The organism is Mycobacterium sp. 1164966.3 (assembly GCF_001665395.1).
Taxonomy (GTDB): domain Bacteria; phylum Actinomycetota; class Actinomycetes; order Mycobacteriales; family Mycobacteriaceae; genus Mycobacterium.
In genome coordinates this window covers 19,734-37,675 of sequence record NZ_LZSG01000005.1, presented here as the reverse complement: position 1 = coordinate 37,675, position 17,942 = coordinate 19,734, and the positions used below count along the sequence as shown (strand labels likewise).

Sequence of the window (17,942 nt, the reverse complement as noted above, 5' to 3'; positions counted from 1 at the left end):
TGGAGCCCACCGCGATGAGTCCGGACAACGCAATCAAGCCGCACAACACCAACTCAGAGTTCGAGCTCGGCGGGATCAATCACGTCGCCCTGGTCTGTTCGGATATGGCGCGCACCGTCGACTTCTACACCAATGTCCTCGGCATGCCGCTGATCAAGTCGCTCGATCTGCCCGGCGGGCAGGGACAGCACTTCTTCTTCGACGCCGGCAACGGCGACTGCGTGGCTTTCTTCTGGTTCGCCGACGCACCCGACCGCGTACCGGGCATCTCGTCGCCCGGAGCCATCCCGGGCATCGGTGACATCACCAGTGCGGTCAGCACCATGAACCACCTGGCCTTTCACGTGCCTGCCGAGAAGTTCGACGACTACCGGCAGCGGCTGAAAGACAAGGGTGTGCGTGTCGGGCCCGTGCTCAATCACGACGAGAGTGAGATGCAGGTATCCGCGACGGTGCATCCGGGGGTTTACGTGCGCTCGTTCTACTTCCAGGATCCCGACGGCATAACACTTGAATTCGCCTGCTGGGTAAAGGAATTCACCGACAGCGACACGCGGACGGTGCCCAAGACCGCGGCCGACCGCCGACCCGCGGTGGTTGCGGGCCGTTAGCCCATGATCACCGAAGGCATCTTGACCGACACTCAGATCGCCGCGCTGACGCCTGAGGAGCGGCGAGAGTTGATCCGCCGCCTGGAGAAACCCCTCAACCAGTTAATCGACCCGGAAATGGTGCTGCGGATACGGCGAATCCGATTAAGCCTCCTGGTCGGCGGCTCGATCGCTTTGATTCCCTGGATCGGGTATCTCTCGATGACCCTGCCGCAGAAGTATGTGGCGCACAACTGGGACGTGACCTGGGTCGGCTTCGACGTTTTGTTGGTCGCGTTCATGTTGGCGACGGCCATTCTGGGCTACCTGCGCCGCCAGGTGCTGCTGCTTGCCGCGTTCACCTCCGGTGTGCTGCTGATCTGCGATGCATGGTTCGACCTGATGACGGCGGGACCTGCTGACATCCGGTTGTCACTGGTGACCGCGCTGCTGATCGAACTGCCGATCGCGATCTTCCTGATCACCAGTGCGCTGCGCATCATCCGAATCACGATGATGCGGCTATACCTGCTCAAGCCGGGGATGCGCCTTTGGCAACTGCCGTTGTTTCCGTGACGCGGTACAGCGTCGGCTCGGTGAGTTCGTCGAGCAGCGACGCCAAGAGTTCGACGAACTCCTCCTCCTGCATGCGCACGTCTCGCGCCAGCCAGGCGCTGATGGTCTGTGCGACTCCGCCGACCGCGAAGTGGGCGCCCGCTTTCATCCGGTCGTTTGCCGGAGCCCGCAGCGCGGTGACCGCATGCTGCCCGGACAACACCGCGAACAATGCGCTGGATTCGGCGCGCTTGCGCACGATTACGGGATCGGCAAGTTGCGTGCTGAACAACAGACGTCCCACGCGGGCATCGCTGGAGATGGTCCGCACGAGCGCAGCGATCCCCGCGCGAGTCTGCTCTTCTGGCGGGACTGCGGCAACCGCGGCTTGGGTGGTAGCCGCCAGATCGCCGATGGCCCAATCGAAAACACCGCTGACGAATTCATCTTTGTCTGCGAAGCTTTCGTAGAAGTACCGAGATGCCAGGCCGGCTCGCCGGCAAACGCCTCGCACGGTCAGCGCCGCGATATCCGGATGGTCGGAGCCCAACAGGTCCAGGCCGGCTTTCAGCAGCCGGCCGCGACGCTCGGCCAACCGTGCGGCGGCGTCGACACCGCGGTAGGGCCGCGTACTCGGGCTCACCTAGGCCTGACCCACCTTGACACCAGAGCAGAGTACCGCCAAAATCAGGAAACAAGCGTTCTCACAATTTGCGGGCGAATCGGGCGGGAGTTATCAGATGGCGATTCAAGAGACGGTTCAGCAACTCGTGCCCCATGTTGAGCGCCCGATTTCTGATCCGGCCCGGCCGAACCGGCGCAAACGCCGACGACGGGCCGCCGAAGACTACGGCCTGATGGGTGTCGCGCTGCTGGCCGGCCCGGCCAACGTGATCATGGAGCTGGCGCGCCCCGGCGTCGGGCACGGCGTGGCGGAGAGCCGGGTCGAGAGCGGCCGCATCGACCGCCATCCCATCAAGCGCGCCCGTACCACCTTCACCTACATCGCGGTGGCCAATGCCGGCACCGAAACCCAGAAGGCGGCCTTCCGCCGCGCGGTGAACCGAGCGCACGCGCAGGTCTATTCCACGCCGGAAAGCCCGGTGTCCTACAACGCATTCGACCCCGAACTGCAGCTGTGGGTGGCGGCCTGTATCTATAAGGGCGGCGTCGACATCTATCGCACCTTCGTCGGTGAGCTGGACGATGAGGAGGCCGATCGCCTCTACCGCGAGGGCATGTCGATCGGCACCACTCTGCAGGTGCCGCCGGATATGTGGCCACCGGACCGAGCGGCCTTCGACCGGTATTGGCAGGAGTCGCTGGAGAAGGTGCACATCGACGACACCGTCCGCGAATTCCTGTATCCGATCGCGGTGTCCCGCGTTCGCGGAGTGACGCTGCCCGGTCCGCTGCGCCGACTGTCGGAGAGCTTTGCCTTGCTGATCACGACTGGCTTTCTGCCGCAACGGTTCCGCGACGAGATGCGGTTGCCGTGGGATGCCGCCAAGCAGCGGCGCTTCGACCGGTTGATGGCCGTGCTGGCCACGTTGAACAACATGTTGCCGCGGACGGTCCGCGAGTTCCCGTTCAACCTCATGCTCTGGGACCTGGACCGCAGGATCCGGACGGGCCGGCCTTTGGTCTAGCGCGCTGCCCCCGGCGCGGCAGCTGTTGAAAACGACAATCATATTCATTAAGCTTCCGGACTGGTAAGACTCTCCAGCCCGAGGAGTACCTGTCGTGACGTTGCTCGTCGTGCCCAATGCCGGACAACAGAGTGGTGTCCCATGACGGCACCGGTGTGGATGGCTGCCCCGCCTGAGGTGCATTCGGCATTGCTCAGTGCCGGCCCCGGGCCCGGCCCATTGCTCGCTTCGGCGGCAGCGTGGTCGTCACTGAGCACCGAATACGCCTCGGCGGCAGACGAACTCGTAGCCTTGCTGGCCGCGGTGCAGGGCGGTGCATGGGAAGGGCCCACGGCCACACAGTACGTCGCCGCACATGTGCCGTACCTGGCGTGGCTGACGCAGGCCAGCGCCAACAGCGCGGAGGCCGCCGCCCGGCATGAGACCGTGGCCGCGGCCTACACCGCGGCGCTGGCGGCGATGCCTACATTGCCCGAGCTGGCCGCCAACCACACCGTGCATGGTGTCTTGGTCGCGACGAATTTCTTTGGGATAAACACGATTCCGATCGCGCTGAACGAGGCGGACTACGCGCGGATGTGGGTCCAGGCCGCCACCACAATGGCGACCTACGAAGCGGTGTCCGACACGGCGGTGGCGTCGACGCCGACTACGACGCCAGCGCCGCAGATCCTGAAATCCGATGCGCAGACGCTGGATTCCGGCCACGACCACGACGGGGGATTCGAGAGCGAGTTGGATACCGCCATCGCGAAATTGCTTCGCGAGAGCACCAACGGCTGGATCAACTGGGACCCGGCCGCGGGCACCCTCAACGGACTGCCCTTCGACTCGTATACGAGCCCGCTCGACCCGCTGTGGTGGGTGGCTCGGGCGCTGGAACTGCTTCAGCAGTTCGAGCAGTTCGTCAAATTGCTGTTCGAAAATCCGATCCTGGCGATTTGGTACCTGATCCAACTCGAGTTGTTCGACTGGCCGACTCACATCCTTCAGCTGGCCCCCTTCATAGGACCGCAGTTGCTCGGTCTCATGGTGGGCGCCGGCGCCGCCGGTGTGGGGGCGATAGTCGGGTTGGCCATGCTGGCCGGGCTGCCCGGCGTCGAGCCGATCGGTATGCCTGTCGCGCCGCCGGCACCGGCGCCCGCGCCGCCGCCCGTGGTCGTGCCGACCTCCGGGTCTGCCGCACCCGTCACCGCGCCGGCCACCGCTCCCACGTCGGCCTCGGCACCCGCGTCGGCTACCGCCCCTGCCTCCGCCCCGGCGCCCGCGCCGTCGGCCGCCGCGATTGGGGGCTTTCCGCCCTATCTCGTCGGCGGTGGTCCCGGGATCGGGTTCGGTTCGGGAATGTCGGCCCGCGCCAAAGCCGAAGAGCCGGCCTCGGATTCCGCGGCCGAGGCGGCCGCGGCAGCGGCGCAGGCGGCGGCGCGTGCGCAGCGGCGCGCCCGTCGGCGCCGGAAGGCGACGGTCGGCGAACGCGGACATCGCGACGAATACATGGATCTGGATTCCGATTCCGGGATTCCGCCATCCGGCGCCGCGGCTTCCGACCAGGGTGCGGGGCCGGTGGGGTTTGCGGGCACGATGCGTCGGGAAGTGGCCCCGCAGGCCGCCGGACTGACCGCGCTGGCCGGCGATGAGTTCGGTGGCGGTCCGCGGGAGCCGATGCTGCCCGGCACCTGGGATTCGGACGAAACCAAGTAGTGTGGCTCCACCGCGAGCGCGCGCATATGTACCAGGAAACGACGGTTTGACCGGCAATTTGCGCACGCTCGCGCGCGTGGCTTACGGCCGTTCCGGATCGGGCTCCCACGTGCCGGGGACCATGGGAACGGTCGGGCCGCCACCGAACCCGTCATCCTTCAGGGTGATCAGACCCGATGCGGCGCCGGCGGTTTGGGGAGCCGTTCCCGTGAAACCCAGCGTTCCGCCACTCTGATCCGAGGCCACCGTCGAGGGAGGCGGCTCGGCATCGGAGTCAAGGTCCAAGAACTCGTATCGGTAACCGTGGTGGTGCTCGTTCATCGCGGCTCGCCGGCGCCGACGGGCCCGCTCCTTCTCCCGCGCCGACGCGGCGGACGGCGCTGCGGCGGCGGCGATTTCGGGTTCGCGTGCCTTCCGATGTGCGCTGGTGCTCATCCCTGTGCCCGCCCCCATGAACGGGCCGCCCACCAAGTACGGGTAGGGCGGGGGCGTCGGGCCGGCTGCCGGCGTGGGCACGCTCGCGGCCGTCGTCGTGACTGTTGGTGCGGTCGCCGGAGCCGTGGCCGAGGTGGGTGCCGTGCCGGGAGACGAGGCCGAGACGGCGTTCAGTGCCGGCGAAGTGGCGGTCACCGGCAGATTGGGCGCCTCGTCGGGAATCGGGGTGGTCGCTTCGGGAACTGCCGGCGGCTGCACGGCGGCCAGACCGCTCAACGCGGCGAAGCCTCCCGCCGCGAATCCGATGTTGGCGACCGACAAACCCAGCGCCAGCGTCGTCAGTTCTGGGAGGAAGGCCTGGATCGCTTCAAACAAGTGCCCGATCTCGTCGGCGATCAGTAGCGGTATGTCATTCAATATCTGCTGTAACGCCGCAGCCGGATCAGACGGAAACTCCGCCAGGTCCCGTCCCAGGGTGTCGGTGATCTCGGTGATTCGATTAAGCCACCAACTCGCCTCGTGCGGATTCCCGCCGTCATTGTCGATGATTCCGCCGTCGTCGCCGCCGTCGCCTGAGTCGTCGGCGGCCATGATTTGGGGCGCCGCATCGGTTCGCGGGGCCGCTGCCAACGCCGCTCCCGAAACCGCCTGATAGGTGGTCATCGTTGTGGCCGCCTGGATCCACATTCGCGTGTAGTCGGCCTCGTTGAGCGCGATCGGGATGGTGTTGATCCCGAAGAAATTGGTGGCTACCAGGACCGCGTGGATCGCATGGTTGGCGGCCAGCTCGGGAAGGGTCGGCATGGCCGCCAGCGCGGCGGTATAGGCCGCAGCGGCCGTCTCGTGCTGAGCGGCCACGCCCGCGCTGTTCACGCTGGCCCGCATCAGCCAGGCCAGATACGGCAGGTGCGCCGCGGCGTACCGGGCCGCGGTAGGCCCTTCCCAGGACCCCCCCTCCACCGCGCCCAACAGCGCGGACAGCTCCGCGGCGACAGCGGCGTAGGTAGCGCTCAACGAACTCCACGCTCCGGCCGCGGCCAGCATCGGGCCCGGCCCTGGACCGCTGCTGAGCAGCGCCGAATGCACCTCGGGCGGTGCGGCCATCCACACCGGAGCCGTCATTGTGGGCCGCCGGACTGCAGCCGAAGCGCCAATGAAAACTCCTCAACAAATCAAACGGTACGCAAAAGTAGTCGGTGACCAGCCCGGAAAGTTCCCGATCGGCGGCAAAGCCCAACAAGGTAATTTGAATGAGCATCGGGGAAAGTTCGCGTCGAGGAAGATGAGCGTGCCGTCAGCCATCGCACAAGGTCCGGAAAGCTCGCGGGCACACCGCCTCGAGCTCGAAGTGCTGGGCATGACGTGTGCGGCCTGCGCCAACACCGTGCACCGCGCGCTGAACAACGTCGACGGGGTCCACGCCTCGGTGAACTTCGCGACCAGGACGGCCACCATCGACACGGACACCGTCAGTGTCGAATCGCTGTGCGCGATCGTCGCAGAATCCGGCTACCGCGCAAGGCCCCGCCCGGGAACGACGCCGTCAGCCGACGATCCCGCGGCCGAGCGTGCCCGCGGCCTGTTGCGCCGGCTCGTGTTCGCCGCAACGTTGTTCGCGCCGTTGGCCGGCTTGTCCGTGCTGTTCGCGCTGTCGCCGCACAGCCGGTTCGCCGGATGGGGATGGCTGCTCATCGCGCTGGCTGCCCCGATAGTCACCTGGGCGGCATGGCCGTTCCACAAGGTGGCCGCCACGAACCTGCGGCACGGCAACGCCAGCATGGAAACGCTGATCTCCATCGGGATCCTCGCGGCAACCGGGTGGTCGCTGTACCGGATTTTCTTCACCAGCAACGTCCATGCGTCCGACGGCGCGTGGCGGGCGATCATGGGCAGCGATTCCGTTTACCTGGGAGTCGCCGCCGGCGTCACCGTATTCGTCCTCGCCGGACGGTACTTCGAAGCCCGAGCGGAATCGAAAGCGGGAGAAGCATTGCGGGCGCTGGCGGCCCTGAGCCCGGCGGAGGTATCGGTGCTGCTGCCCGACGGGGCCGAGGTGGTGATCCCCGCCGACGAACTCAGCGAGCAGCAGCGGTTCGTGGTGCGCCCGGGCCAGCGCATCGCCGCGGACGGCCTGGTGGTCGAGGGCGAGGCCGCGATCGACATGAGCGCGATGACGGGCGAACCCAGCCCCGTGCAGGCCGGTCCCGGCAGCACCGTGATCGGCGGCACCGTGGCCCTCAACGGCCGGTTGGTGGTCGAAGCCGCTGCGGTCGGCCCCGATACCCAGTTCGCCGGCATGGTGCGGCTGGTGGAAGAGGCGCAGACGGGCCGGGGTGAGGCCCAACGCCTGGCCGATCGTGTCGCCGCGGTGTTTGTGCCCGCCGTGCTGGCCATCGGCGCCGTCACCGCGGTGGCCTGGCTGATCGTCGGCGGCAGTGCCGATCACACGGTGTCGGCAGCCCTGTCAGTTCTGCTGGTCGCGTGCCCGTGCACCCTGGGACTGGCGACGCCGACCGCTTTGATGGTGGCCTCCGGCCGGGGCGCGCAGTTGGGCATCTTCTTCAAAGGCCAGGTCGCGCTGGAAGCCAGCCGCAGGATCGACACCATCGCATTCGACAAAACCGGCACCCTGACGACGGGCCGGCTCACATTGACCTCGGTGACCACCGCGGCGGGCTGGGACCGCGGCGACGTACTCGCCTGGGCGGCCGCGGTGGAGTCCGCGTCGGAACACCCCGTCGGACTGGCCATCGCCGGCTCCGGTGACCGGTCGACAGGGTCGCTGGCAGTCGCAGACTTCCGGGCCATCCCGGGAAACGGCGTGGTGGGCACGGTCGAGGGACGCCGGGTGAAGGTGGGCAGGCCGGGGTGGGTCGCCCGGTCCGGAAACGTTGGCGCGGACCTCCGCACGGCCCGGTGCGACTGCGAATCACGCGGTGAGACAGTGGTTTTCGTCTCGGTCGACGATCAGTTGTGCGGGGTGATCGCGGTTGCCGACGTGGTGAAGGAGTCCGCTGCCGGTGCCGTCGCCGCGCTGCATCAGCGCGGCCTGAGCGCGGTGCTTCTCACGGGTGGCAGTGCCGTCAACGCGCAGGCGATCGCCGCTCAGGTCGGTATCGAAGAGGTGATCGCGGAGTTGCTTCCGGAAGGGAAGGTCGACGTCATCGAACAACTCCGTGACCGCGGGCGGGTGGTCGCCATGGTCGGTGACGGAATCAACGACGGGCCCGCCTTGGCATGCGCCGATCTCGGCCTGGCTATCGGTCGTGGCACAGACGTGGCGATAGGCGCCGCCGACGTGGTCTTGGTTCGCGACAACCTGCACCTGGTACCCCAAGCTCTCGATTTGGCCCACGCGACGGTTCGCACCATCCGGGTGAATATGTTCTGGGCGTTCGGCTACAACCTATTCGCGATACCGATCGCGGCCGCGGGTCTGCTCAATCCGCTGATCGCCAGCGCCGCGATGGCGTTCTCGTCGCTCATTGTGGTGTCGAACAGCTTGCGGTTGCGCAAGTTTCAGTAAGTGGGATCAGGCCGCCGAGTCGTCGGCGGACCGCAGATGTCCGCGTCGCCGCCCGCGGCTCGCGTTGTCCGGCAACACGATGTCGTCCATCCGGGCGTTCGACGAGGTTGTATCCGGTCCGCCGCGACGCCACAGCAGCAAAGCCAGCACGGTGGCGATTACCACCGGAAGATGACTGAGCGATCGGCCCCCGGTCACCCGCTCCGACAGGCCGTCGCTGAACTCATAGCAGGCCAGGACCACGGTGAAAGCGGTCAGGATGCACGTCACGCCCGGCAGCGTCGTCCGCCAGAGCGCCGCAACCACCATTGCGGCGCCCAGCGCCAACGACCAGGCGGTGGACTCGTTGAGCAGATGTGCGCCGCTCATCGCGCTGTGCGCGGTCCCGTGGCCGGCCACCATGCCGAAGTCGGCGCCACCGATCTGTGCGACGGCAAGCGCGATTTGGACGACGCCGACCAATGCCAGGGCCATTCGCAACCAATGCGATCGGATCCATTTCATCCAATCGCCTGCTGTCTCGGAGGCGTCGGGTGCCACCTCGGCCGACCCGCGCCCGTAATCGGCCATGCTGCGCAGCTGCAGAGTCCAACCCTGCGCATCGGCGTACCACGCCCGGCACTGCCGGCACGACGCCAGATGCTCGTCGACACGAGCCGACGGCACAGGTTCGCGCTCACCGTCCAGCCGCGCGGACAGCGCCTCGCGGGCGATGTCACAGTCCACAGCCGCCAAGATAATTCAGTCCGCCACCGAACTAAAGGATCAGTTCATTCTTTGACGGCACTGACCAGGGTGTTACGCGCGATCATCGGCCCGGATTCGGTCTCCGGCGCCGGCACTGGCCGGCCGACCGAGTGCAGGTAGTCGGCCAACGGAGTCCCGACCGCCGTCCAGCCCCGCTGGGCGAAAAATTCGGTGGCCGGTGCGTGCCGTTCGTTGTAGACCAGCTGGAAAAATGCGCGATCCTCGGCACCCGAGGCCATCGCGGCGCGCTCCTCTTCCACCTTCGATTCGAACTCGTTCTGATCCAGCGGCGCGCCGTCCTCGACCGCGACATGGCTGCCCGGCGCGGCCAGGCTGTCGATCCCGGTGAATAGCTGTTCCTGCGCGGTTGCCGGGAGATAGATCAGCAGGCCTTCGGCAATCCACGCCGACGGCCGAGCTGCGTCGAAACCGTTGTCGCGCAGAGCTTGGGGCCAGTCCTCCCGCAGGTCGACGGCGATCTCGCGGCGTTCGGCACGCGGTTGGGCGCCGTGCCCGTCGAGCACCTCACGCTTGAACTCGAGGACCTGGGGACGGTCCAATTCGAAGATCGTGGTTCCGTCCGGCCATGGCAGCCGATAGGCGCGAGAGTCCAGTCCGGCCGCCAGCACCACCACCTGACGTACCCCGGCGTCGGCGGCACGGCGGAAATATTCGTCGAAGTATTTGGTGCGGGCGCCCTGGAAGTTGACGAAATGCTCGCCGAAGTCGTCGGTCTTGAGCGTGTGGTCGGGAAGCTTGCCGTCGAGAACGTCGGCGGCGGGACCGCCCACGGCGCGGCAGAAAAGCTCCGCATAAAGGTCGACTGCCAGCGGGTCGGGCTTCTGCGCTTCCAGCGCTCGCGCGGTCGCCACGAACAACGCGGTTGAACCGACACTCGTTGTGATGTCCCAGGTATCGCCTTCACTACGCACGCAACCGACAGTACCGCCGGGCGATCGGCTGCCTGCTTGTGGAACTCCGGGACGGGTCGATCCGACTCTTATAGAGGTGCGCCACGGGCGACGCAGTTGATAATGAAAATCATATTCATTAAGTTGACGGATCATGGCGCGGCATGTGCGGCCAGCGACAACAAGGAGGGGAGCCGGTGATGGTGCGAAACGCCTTGGCCAGCAGCACAAAGCCGGGATTAGAGACCGGGAGTAGGGGCGTGATGCAGCCGGGACCCCACTGCTCGACAAGCAGCTTAGGTAATGCTAACTTCAGGCAGGTTAGGTTAGGTTTCGCAACATACGGGAGACGAAGCGGCCGTGGAACGCGGTGACACTGGCGTGCTTGCCGCTCAGCCAGGCATTTCTCGGGTAGACGGGGACATCGTCAGCAGATTTGCTACGTGCTGTCGCGCGCTCGGCATCACGATCTACGACCGCCAGCGTCCAGCCGACCTGGCCGCCGCCAGGTCCGGTTTCACCGCCCTCACCCGAATCGCTCACGACCAATGCGACGCGTGGATTGGCCTCGCCGCCTCCGGTGACGTGTCAATGCGGGTGCTGGAAGCGGTTTCCCGCACCGCTCCGACGGCAGGCACGCTGCAACGCAAGGTGGAGCTGGCGCCCGGCATTCTGGGCTTCCGCTACGACACCGGAATGTACTTGCAGTTCCGGGCCACCGATCCTGACGACTTCCACCTCGCCTATGCCGCGGCGCTGACCTCGGCCGGTCAATACGCCGAGGCCCATCAGCTGATCACCGACATCACCGAGCGCCGCCCGAGCTGGCGGGAGGCCCGGTGGGCCGCCGTCGTGCTCAACTACCGCACCGAGCGCTGGTCGGACGTCGTCAAGCTGCTGACGCCGATCGTCAACGACCCCGATCTCGACGCGGCCTACTCGCACGCAGCCAAAATCACGCTGGGCACCGCGTTGGCCCGGCTGGGCATGTTCGCCCCGGCGCTGTCGTATCTCGAAGAGCCCGACGGGCCCGTGCCGGTAGCGGCGGTGGACGGCGCGCTGGCGAAGGCACTGGTACTGCGAGCTCACGTCGACGAGGAGTCGGCCAGCGAGGTTCTGCAGGATCTCTACGCCGCGCATCCGGAGAACGAGCAGATCGAGCAGGCGCTGTCCGACACCAGCTTCGGGATCGTGACCACCACCGCGGCGCGGATCGAAGCTCGCACCGACCCGTGGGATCCCGCCACCGAGCCGAGTGCCGACGACTTCGTCGACCCCGCGGCCCACGAACGCAAGGCCGCGCTGCTCCACGAAGCCGAATGCCAGCTGGCCGAATTCATCGGCTTGGAAGAGGTCAAGAACCAGGTATCGCGGCTGAAGAGTTCGGTGGCCATGGAGCTGGTCCGCAAGCAGCGGGGGCTCGCGGTCGCCCAGCGCGCCCACCACCTGGTCTTCGCCGGACCGCCCGGGACCGGCAAGACCACCATCGCCCGCGTCGTCGCCAAAATCTATTGCGGCCTGGGCCTGTTGAAGCGAGAGAACATCAGAGAAGTACATCGCGCCGACCTGATCGGCCAGCACATCGGCGAGACCGAGGCCAAGACCAACGCCATCATCGACAGCGCGCTGGACGGGGTGCTGTTCCTGGACGAGGCCTACGCGTTGGTGGCCACCGGAGCCAAGAACGACTTCGGTCTGGTCGCGATCGACACCTTGCTGGCCCGCATGGAAAACGACCGCGACCGGCTGGTGGTCATCATCGCCGGGTATCGCGCCGATCTGGACAAGTTCCTGGACACCAACGAAGGCTTGCGCTCGCGCTTCACTCGCAACATCGACTTCCCGTCGTACTCGTCGTCGGAGCTGGTCGAGATCGCGCACAAGATGGCCGAGCAGCGCGACAGCGTCTTCGAACCGGCGGCACTGGAAAATCTGGAGGTTCTGTTCTCCAAGTTGGCCGCATCGTCGACGCCCGATGCGAATGGTATTTCGCGGCGCAGCCTGGACATCGCGGGCAACGGCCGGTTCGTCCGAAACATCGTCGAACGCTCGGAGGAGGAACGTGAATTCCGGCTGGACCACTCTGAACATGCCGGATCTGGCGAGTTCAGCGACGAGGAGCTGATGACGGTCACCGCCGAAGACGTGGCCAAGTCGGTCGACCCGCTCCTGCGTGGTCTGGGTCTTTCGGTGCCGGCATGACGCGGCGCGAACGGGACTGGGACTCCGAGGATGGAGAACGGCGCTCCTTCACCTCCCGCACGCCGGTGAACGACAATCCCGACGCGGTGGTCTACCGTCGCGGCTTCGTCACCCGCCATCAGGTGAGCGGGTGGCGGTTCGTGATGCGCCGCATCGCCTCGGGTATCGCGTTGCACGACACCCGGATGCTCGTCGACCCGCTACGCACCCAGTCGCGCGCGGTGCTGATGGGTGCGCTCATCCTGATCACCGGACTGGCGGCCTGTTTCGTCTTCTCCCTGATCCGGCCCAATGGCACGGTGGGCAACAATGCCATCCTGGCCGATCGCTCGACCGCGGCGCTCTACGTGCGGGTCGGCGACCAACTGCATCCGGTGCTGAACCTGACCTCGGCTCGGCTGATCGCTGGTAAGCCGGACAATCCGACCACAGTGAAAAGCACTGAGCTGGACCGCTTTCCGCGTGGCAACCTGATCGGCATCCCGGGAGCGCCGGAACGGATGGTGCAAACCACCGTCAAGGACGCGAACTGGACGGTATGCGACACGATCAGCGGACCCGTGCAGGGCGGACGCGCCGGCCACAGCACCGGCGTCACCGTGATCGCCGGCCCGCCCGACAGCCACGGCGCGCGAGCCGGCGCCCTGAGCTCCGACCAGGTCGTCCTGGTCGACTTCTCCGGTGACCGCGGCAGCGGCACCTGGCTGCTCTGGGAGGGCAAGCGCAGCCAGATCGACGTCGCCGACCACGCGGTCACCAACGCCTTGGGTCTCGGCACCGACCTGCCCGCACCGCGGCCCATCGCCGCGGGCCTGTTCAACGCCATTCCGGAGGCGCCGCCGCTGGCCGCCCCGCCCATCCCGAACGCCGGTAACCCGGCAAGCTTCCCGGTGCCGGCGCCCATCGGGGCGGTGGTGGTCGCCTACAGCGTGGGCCAACACGCTTCCGACACCTATTACGCGGTGCTGCCGGACGGCCTGCAGCCGATCTCGCCGGTGCTCGCCGCGATCCTGCGTAACGCCAATTCGTATGGTCTGCAACAGCCGCCGCGGCTCGGTGCGGACGAGGTCGCCAAGCTACCGGTGTCGCGGATGCTGGACACCGCGCGCTACCCGGCGCAGCGGGTCACGTTGGTCGACTCCGGGCATGACCCGGTGACGTGTGCGTACTGGAGCAAACCCGCGGGTGCCGCCACCAGCGCATTGCGCCTGCTGTCCGGTTCGGCGCTGCCGGTGTCTGACGGGATACGTACCCTAGATCTGGTCAGCGCCGGCGCGCCCGGGGCCGCTGCCCGAGTCGCCCTGGCACCCGGAACGGGCTACTTCACCCAGACCGTCGGTGGCGGGACCGCTGCACCGCCCACCGGTTCGCTGTTCTGGGTGTCCGACACCGGGGTGCGCTACGGCATCGACACCGAAGTAGGAACGGGCACCTCCGGACGCTCCAAAACCGTTGAGGCCCTTGGTCTGAGCAACCCGCCGCTCGCCGTGCCGTGGTCGATCCTGTCCCTTTTCGCGAACGGTCCGACGCTGTCCCGCGCCGACGCGCTGCTGGCACACGACGGCCTGGCGCCCGACACCAAGCCCGGCCGCCCAGCCGAGGCTCAAGGAGAGCCCCGATGAGCAGACTGATTTTCGAGGCCCGCCGGCGGCTGCCGCCACCGAAGACCCGCAAGGGCACCATCACCATCGAGGCGCCTCCCGAGCTGCCGCGAGTGATTCCGCCGTCGTTCCTGCGACGCGCCATGCCGTATCTGATCGTGATCCTGATCGTCGGCATGATCGTGGCGCTGGTCGCCACCGGGATGCGGCTGATCTCCCCGCAGACGCTGTTCTTCCCCTTCGTGCTGCTGCTGGCCGCCACCGGGCTGTACCGCGGCAACGACAAGAAGATGCGCACCGAAGAGGTCGATGCCGAGCGGGCCGACTATCTGCGGTACCTCTCCGTGGTCCGGGACAACATCCGCACTCAGGCCTCGGAGCAACGCGCGGCCGCGGAGTGGTCACATCCCGAACCCGCGGCGCTCACGGCCGTGCCCGGCTCACGCCGGCAGTGGGAGCGCGATCCGCACGACCCCGACTTCCTGGTGTTGCGGGCCGGACGGCATTCGGCGCCGCTGGCGGCCCCGCTGCGGGTGCAGGACACCGCCGACGAGATCGACCTGGAACCGGTGGCGCACAGTGCATTACGCAGCCTGCTCGACGCCCAGCGCACCGTCCACGATGTGCCGACCGGAATCGATTTGACGAAAGTCTCCCGGGTCACCGTTCTCGGTGATCCCGCAGAGGTGCGCGCCGCGCTACGTGCCTGGATAGCCCAAGCAGTGACCTGGCACGACCCGACGGTGCTCGGGGTGGCGCTGGCCACACGCGACGTAGAGGGCGACGATTGGTCCTGGCTGAAGTGGCTGCCCCACGTCGACATTCCCGGACAGATTGACGGGGTGGGTCCGGCCCGCTACCTGACCAGCGATCCCGACGAGCTGGTCTCCCTGATGGGCGCGACCCTGACCGACCGCCCGGCGTTCGTCGGCGAGGTCGCCGACGCGCTGCGGCACCTGTTGATCGTCGTCGACGATTCCGAGTACGACCTGGATGCTTCGCAGCTGGCGGTCGCCCGTTCCGGGGTCACCATCGTGCACTGCTCGGCCACACCGCCGCACCGCGAACAGTATTCGGACCCGGAACGGCCGATCCTGCGCATCGCCGACGGCGCGATCGAGCGCTGGCAGACCGGCGGCTGGCAACCGTACATCGACGACGCGGACCAACTCGGCGTCGAGGATGCCGCGCATTTGGCCCGCCGGCTGTCCAGGTGGGATTCCAACCCCACCCACGCCGGCCTGCGTTCGGCGGGTACCCGTGGCGCCAGCTTCACCACGCTGCTCGGCATCCCCGACGCGTCCCGCCTGGATGTCCCCACGCTGTGGGCGCCGCGCCACCGGGACGACGAATTGCGGGTTCCGATCGGCGTCACCGCCACCGGGGAACCGCTGATCTTCGACCTCAAGGATGAGGCCGAGGGCGGCATGGGCCCGCACGGCTTGATGATCGGTATGACGGGTTCGGGGAAATCCCAGACCCTGATGTCGATTCTGTTGTCGCTGTTGACGACTCACTCGGCTGAGCGGCTGATCGTGATCTACGCGGACTTCAAGGGTGAGGCCGGAGCCGACAGCTTCCGCAACTTCCCGCAAGTCGTCGCGGTTATCTCCAACATGGCCGAGAAGAAGTCGCTGGCCGACCGGTTCGCCGACACGCTGCGCGGTGAGGTGGCACGCCGTGAGGTGCTGCTGCGCGAAGCCGGCCGCCGGATTCAGGGCAGCGCGTTCAATTCGGTGACCGAATACGAGAGCGCGGCGGCGGCAGGACATGACTTAGCCCCCATCCCGACACTGTTCGTGGTCGCCGACGAGTTCACCCTGATGCTCGCCGATCACCCCGAGTACGCGGAGTTGTTCGACTACGTTGCCCGCAAGGGCCGCTCGTTCCGCATCCATATCTTGTTCGCTTCCCAGACGCTGGATGTCGGCAAGATCAAGGACATCGACAAGAACACCTCTTACCGGATCGGGTTGAAAGTGGCTAGCCCCAGCGTTTCCCGCCAGATCATCGGCGTGGAGGACGCCTACCACATCGAATCCGGCAAAGAGCACAAGGGAGTGGGTTTCCTGGTGCCCGCGCCCGGTGCCACGCCGATCAAGTTTCGCAGTACCTATGTCGACGGGATCTACGAACCGCCGCAGGCCGCTAAAACCCTTGTGGTGCAATCTGTTCCAGAGCCCAAGCTGTTCACCGCGGCTGCGGTGCCGACGGATCAGGGCACGGTGATAACCGGTGGTGAAGACGACGAGTCGGCCGGCCCGCCGCGCAAGTTGATCGCGACCATCGGAGAACAGCTGGCGCGCTACGGCCCGCAGGCGCCGCAGCTGTGGCTGCCCCCGCTCGACGATCCGATCCCGCTGCCCAGCGTGCTGGCCCGGGCCGGGGTGCCGGAACGTCAATGGCGCTGGCCCATCGGTGAAATCGACAAGCCATTCGAAATGCGCCGCGACCCGCTGATCTTCGACGCCACGTCGTCGGCTGGGAACATGGTGATTCACGGCGGACCCAAATCCGGCAAATCGACTGCGCTGCAGACATTCATCCTGTCGGCCGCAACCCTGCACTCGCCGCGCGACGTCACGTTCTACTGCCTGGACTACGGCGGCGGCCAGCTACGCGCCCTGGAGGACCTGGCGCACGTCGGCAGCGTGGCGTCGGCGCTGGAACCCGAGCGGATCCGCCGCACTTTCGGTGAGCTGGAGCAGTTGCTGCTGTCGCGCCAGCAGCGCGAGGCGTTCCGCGAGCGACCGCGACATGGCCGTAACGGTCACGGGAACGGCTCCGCGCCCGACGACGGCTTCGGCGAGGTCTTCCTGGTCATCGACAACCTCTATGCGTTCGGCCGTGACAACACCGACCAGTTCAACACCCGAAACCCGTTGCTGGCCAAGGTGACCGAGCTGGTGAACGTCGGGATGGCGTACGGCATACACGTGATCATCACCACCCCGAGCTGGCTGGAGGTGCCGTTGGCGATGCGCGACGGCCTCGGGTTGCGGCTCGAGCTCAAGCTGCACGACGCGCGCGACAGCAACGTGCGGGTGGTGGGGGCCCTGCGCCGGCCGGCCGACGCCGTCCCGCCCGACCAGCCGGGCCGCGGTCTGACGATGGCCGCCGAGCATTTCCTGATCGCAACTCCGGGACTGGACCAAATTCCCGCGATCAATGCGCGCTACCCGGACATGGCCGCGCCGCCGGTGCGGTTGCTGCCCACCAACCTGTCACCGGAAGCCGTCGGGGTCCTGTACCCCCGGCCGGAGCAAGTCGTGATCGGCCAGCGCGAAGAGGATCTCGCGCCCGTCGCAATCGACTTCTCCGAAAATCCGTTGCTGATGGTGTTCGGCGACAGCAAGTCCGGTAAGACCACCTTGCTGCGGCACATCATCCGAACCATCCGAGAACACTCCTCGGCTGACCGGGTAGCTTTCACTGTGCTGGATCGCCGGCTGCACCTGGTTGACGAGCCGCTGTTTCCGGACAACGAATACAACGCCAACGTCGACCGGATCACCCCGGCGATGATCGGCCTGGCCAACCTCATCGAATCGCGGCGCCCACCGGCGGGCATGTCAGCGCCCGAGCTGTCCCGCTGGACGTACACCGGGCACACGCACTACCTGATCATCGACGATGTCGACCAGATACCGGATTCACCGGCGATCAGCGGTCCTTACATCGGCCAGCGTCCGTGGACCCCGCTGCTCGGATTACTAAGCCAGGCTGCTGATTTGGGGTTGCGGGTGATCGTCACCGGACGCGCCACCGGATCTGGGCACGTCCTGATGACCAACCCGTTGCTGCGCCGTTTCAACGACCTGCAGGCGACCACCTTGATGCTGGCGGGCAACCCGGCGGACAGCGGCAAGATCCGCGGTCAGCGGTTCGGCCGGCTGCCGGCTGGACGCGCGATTCTGTTGGGCGACAGTGATACCCCGACATATGTGCAACTGGTCAACCCCTTGGTCGGCGAGGGGATTGAGGGGATGGCCCGTTGATTTCTGGTGAAACGCAACAGTAAGGAG

General features: G+C 66.8%; 12 protein-coding genes. 8 read left to right on the top strand and 4 right to left on the bottom strand.

The annotated features are described in order from the left end of the window. Positions 1–14 precede the first annotated feature (14 nt). Entirely contained in the window at positions 15–611 is a 597-nt protein-coding gene (locus tag A9W99_RS02165) for a VOC family protein (protein WP_067373477.1), read from the top strand. A gap of 6 nt (positions 612–617) precedes the next feature. Next, positions 618–1,166, top strand: coding sequence for a hypothetical protein (locus A9W99_RS02160; protein ID WP_067373472.1), 549 nt, complete (start codon positions 618–620; stop codon positions 1,164–1,166). Here the strand turns inward: A9W99_RS02160 and A9W99_RS02155 are convergent. Then, positions 1,123–1,788, bottom strand: coding sequence for a TetR/AcrR family transcriptional regulator (locus A9W99_RS02155; protein ID WP_067372708.1), 666 nt, complete (start codon positions 1,786–1,788; stop codon positions 1,123–1,125). The two genes, A9W99_RS02160 and A9W99_RS02155, sit on opposite strands and share 44 nt — an antisense overlap. 97 nt (positions 1,789–1,885) lie before the next feature. On the opposite strand from A9W99_RS02155, the gene A9W99_RS02150 reads away from it, so the two are divergent. Next, on the top strand, positions 1,886–2,794 hold the full coding sequence (locus A9W99_RS02150) for an oxygenase MpaB family protein (protein ID WP_067372705.1): 909 nt from the start codon (positions 1,886–1,888) through the stop codon (positions 2,792–2,794). 141 nt (positions 2,795–2,935) lie between these two features. Further along, positions 2,936–4,495 carry a PPE family protein gene (locus A9W99_RS02145; protein ID WP_067372702.1) on the top strand — a complete coding sequence of 520 codons (1,560 nt, stop codon included), beginning with the start codon at positions 2,936–2,938 and terminating at the stop codon, positions 4,493–4,495. 81 nt (positions 4,496–4,576) lie between these two features. Here the strand turns inward: A9W99_RS02145 and A9W99_RS02140 are convergent, their stop codons facing one another. Continuing rightward, positions 4,577–6,052: a PPE family protein gene (locus A9W99_RS02140; RefSeq protein WP_067372699.1), complete on the bottom strand. Its 1,476-nt coding sequence runs from the start codon at positions 6,050–6,052 to the stop codon at positions 4,577–4,579. Between the two features lie 160 nt (positions 6,053–6,212). On the opposite strand from A9W99_RS02140, the gene A9W99_RS02135 reads away from it, so the two are divergent. Then, complete coding sequence (locus tag A9W99_RS02135; RefSeq protein WP_067373469.1) at positions 6,213–8,456, top strand: cation-translocating P-type ATPase; 2,244 nt, start codon at positions 6,213–6,215, stop codon at positions 8,454–8,456. A gap of 6 nt (positions 8,457–8,462) precedes the next feature. On the opposite strand, the gene A9W99_RS02130 is transcribed toward A9W99_RS02135, so the two are convergent. Next, complete coding sequence (locus A9W99_RS02130; protein ID WP_067372696.1) at positions 8,463–9,182, bottom strand: DUF2275 domain-containing protein; 720 nt, start codon at positions 9,180–9,182, stop codon at positions 8,463–8,465. A 44-nt stretch (positions 9,183–9,226) separates the two neighbouring features. Beyond that, on the bottom strand, positions 9,227–10,135 hold the full coding sequence (locus A9W99_RS02125; RefSeq protein ID WP_067372693.1) for a class I SAM-dependent methyltransferase: 909 nt from the start codon (positions 10,133–10,135) through the stop codon (positions 9,227–9,229). 339 nt (positions 10,136–10,474) lie between these two features. On the opposite strand from A9W99_RS02125, the gene eccA reads away from it, so the two are divergent. From eccA to eccCa, 3 genes are read left to right on the top strand one after another with little or no spacing between them, the layout of a single operon-like run. Next, positions 10,475–12,316, top strand: coding sequence for a type VII secretion AAA-ATPase EccA (eccA, locus tag A9W99_RS02120; RefSeq protein ID WP_067372690.1), 1,842 nt, complete (start codon positions 10,475–10,477; stop codon positions 12,314–12,316). After that, the gene (gene eccB / locus A9W99_RS02115) at positions 12,313–13,938 is read left to right on the top strand and encodes a type VII secretion protein EccB (RefSeq protein WP_067372687.1); all 1,626 of its coding nucleotides are present in this window, start codon (positions 12,313–12,315) and stop codon (positions 13,936–13,938) included. The genes eccA and eccB overlap by 4 nt, the downstream gene beginning before the upstream one ends. Continuing rightward, positions 13,935–17,915, top strand: a complete 3,981-nt coding sequence (eccCa, locus tag A9W99_RS02110; RefSeq protein WP_067372684.1) for a type VII secretion protein EccCa — start codon at positions 13,935–13,937, stop codon at positions 17,913–17,915. Before eccB ends, eccCa begins: the two co-directional genes overlap by 4 nt. Positions 17,916–17,942: the final 27 nt, after the last annotated feature.

Excerpts from the sequence above, each read along its gene's own strand:
- A9W99_RS02165 (WP_067373477.1), top strand. The coding sequence starts at position 15 with ATGAGTCCGGACAACGCAATCAAGCCGCACAACACCAACTCAGAGTTC.
- A9W99_RS02140 (WP_067372699.1), bottom strand. The coding sequence starts at position 6,052 with ATGACGGCTCCGGTGTGGATGGCCGCACCGCCCGAGGTGCATTCGGCG.
- A9W99_RS02150 (WP_067372705.1), top strand. The coding sequence starts at position 1,886 with ATGGCGATTCAAGAGACGGTTCAGCAACTCGTGCCCCATGTTGAGCGC.
- eccCa (WP_067372684.1), top strand. The coding sequence starts at position 13,935 with ATGAGCAGACTGATTTTCGAGGCCCGCCGGCGGCTGCCGCCACCGAAG.
- A9W99_RS02145 (WP_067372702.1), top strand. The coding sequence starts at position 2,936 with ATGACGGCACCGGTGTGGATGGCTGCCCCGCCTGAGGTGCATTCGGCA.
- A9W99_RS02135 (WP_067373469.1), top strand. The coding sequence starts at position 6,213 with ATGAGCGTGCCGTCAGCCATCGCACAAGGTCCGGAAAGCTCGCGGGCA.
- eccB (WP_067372687.1), top strand. The coding sequence starts at position 12,313 with ATGACGCGGCGCGAACGGGACTGGGACTCCGAGGATGGAGAACGGCGC.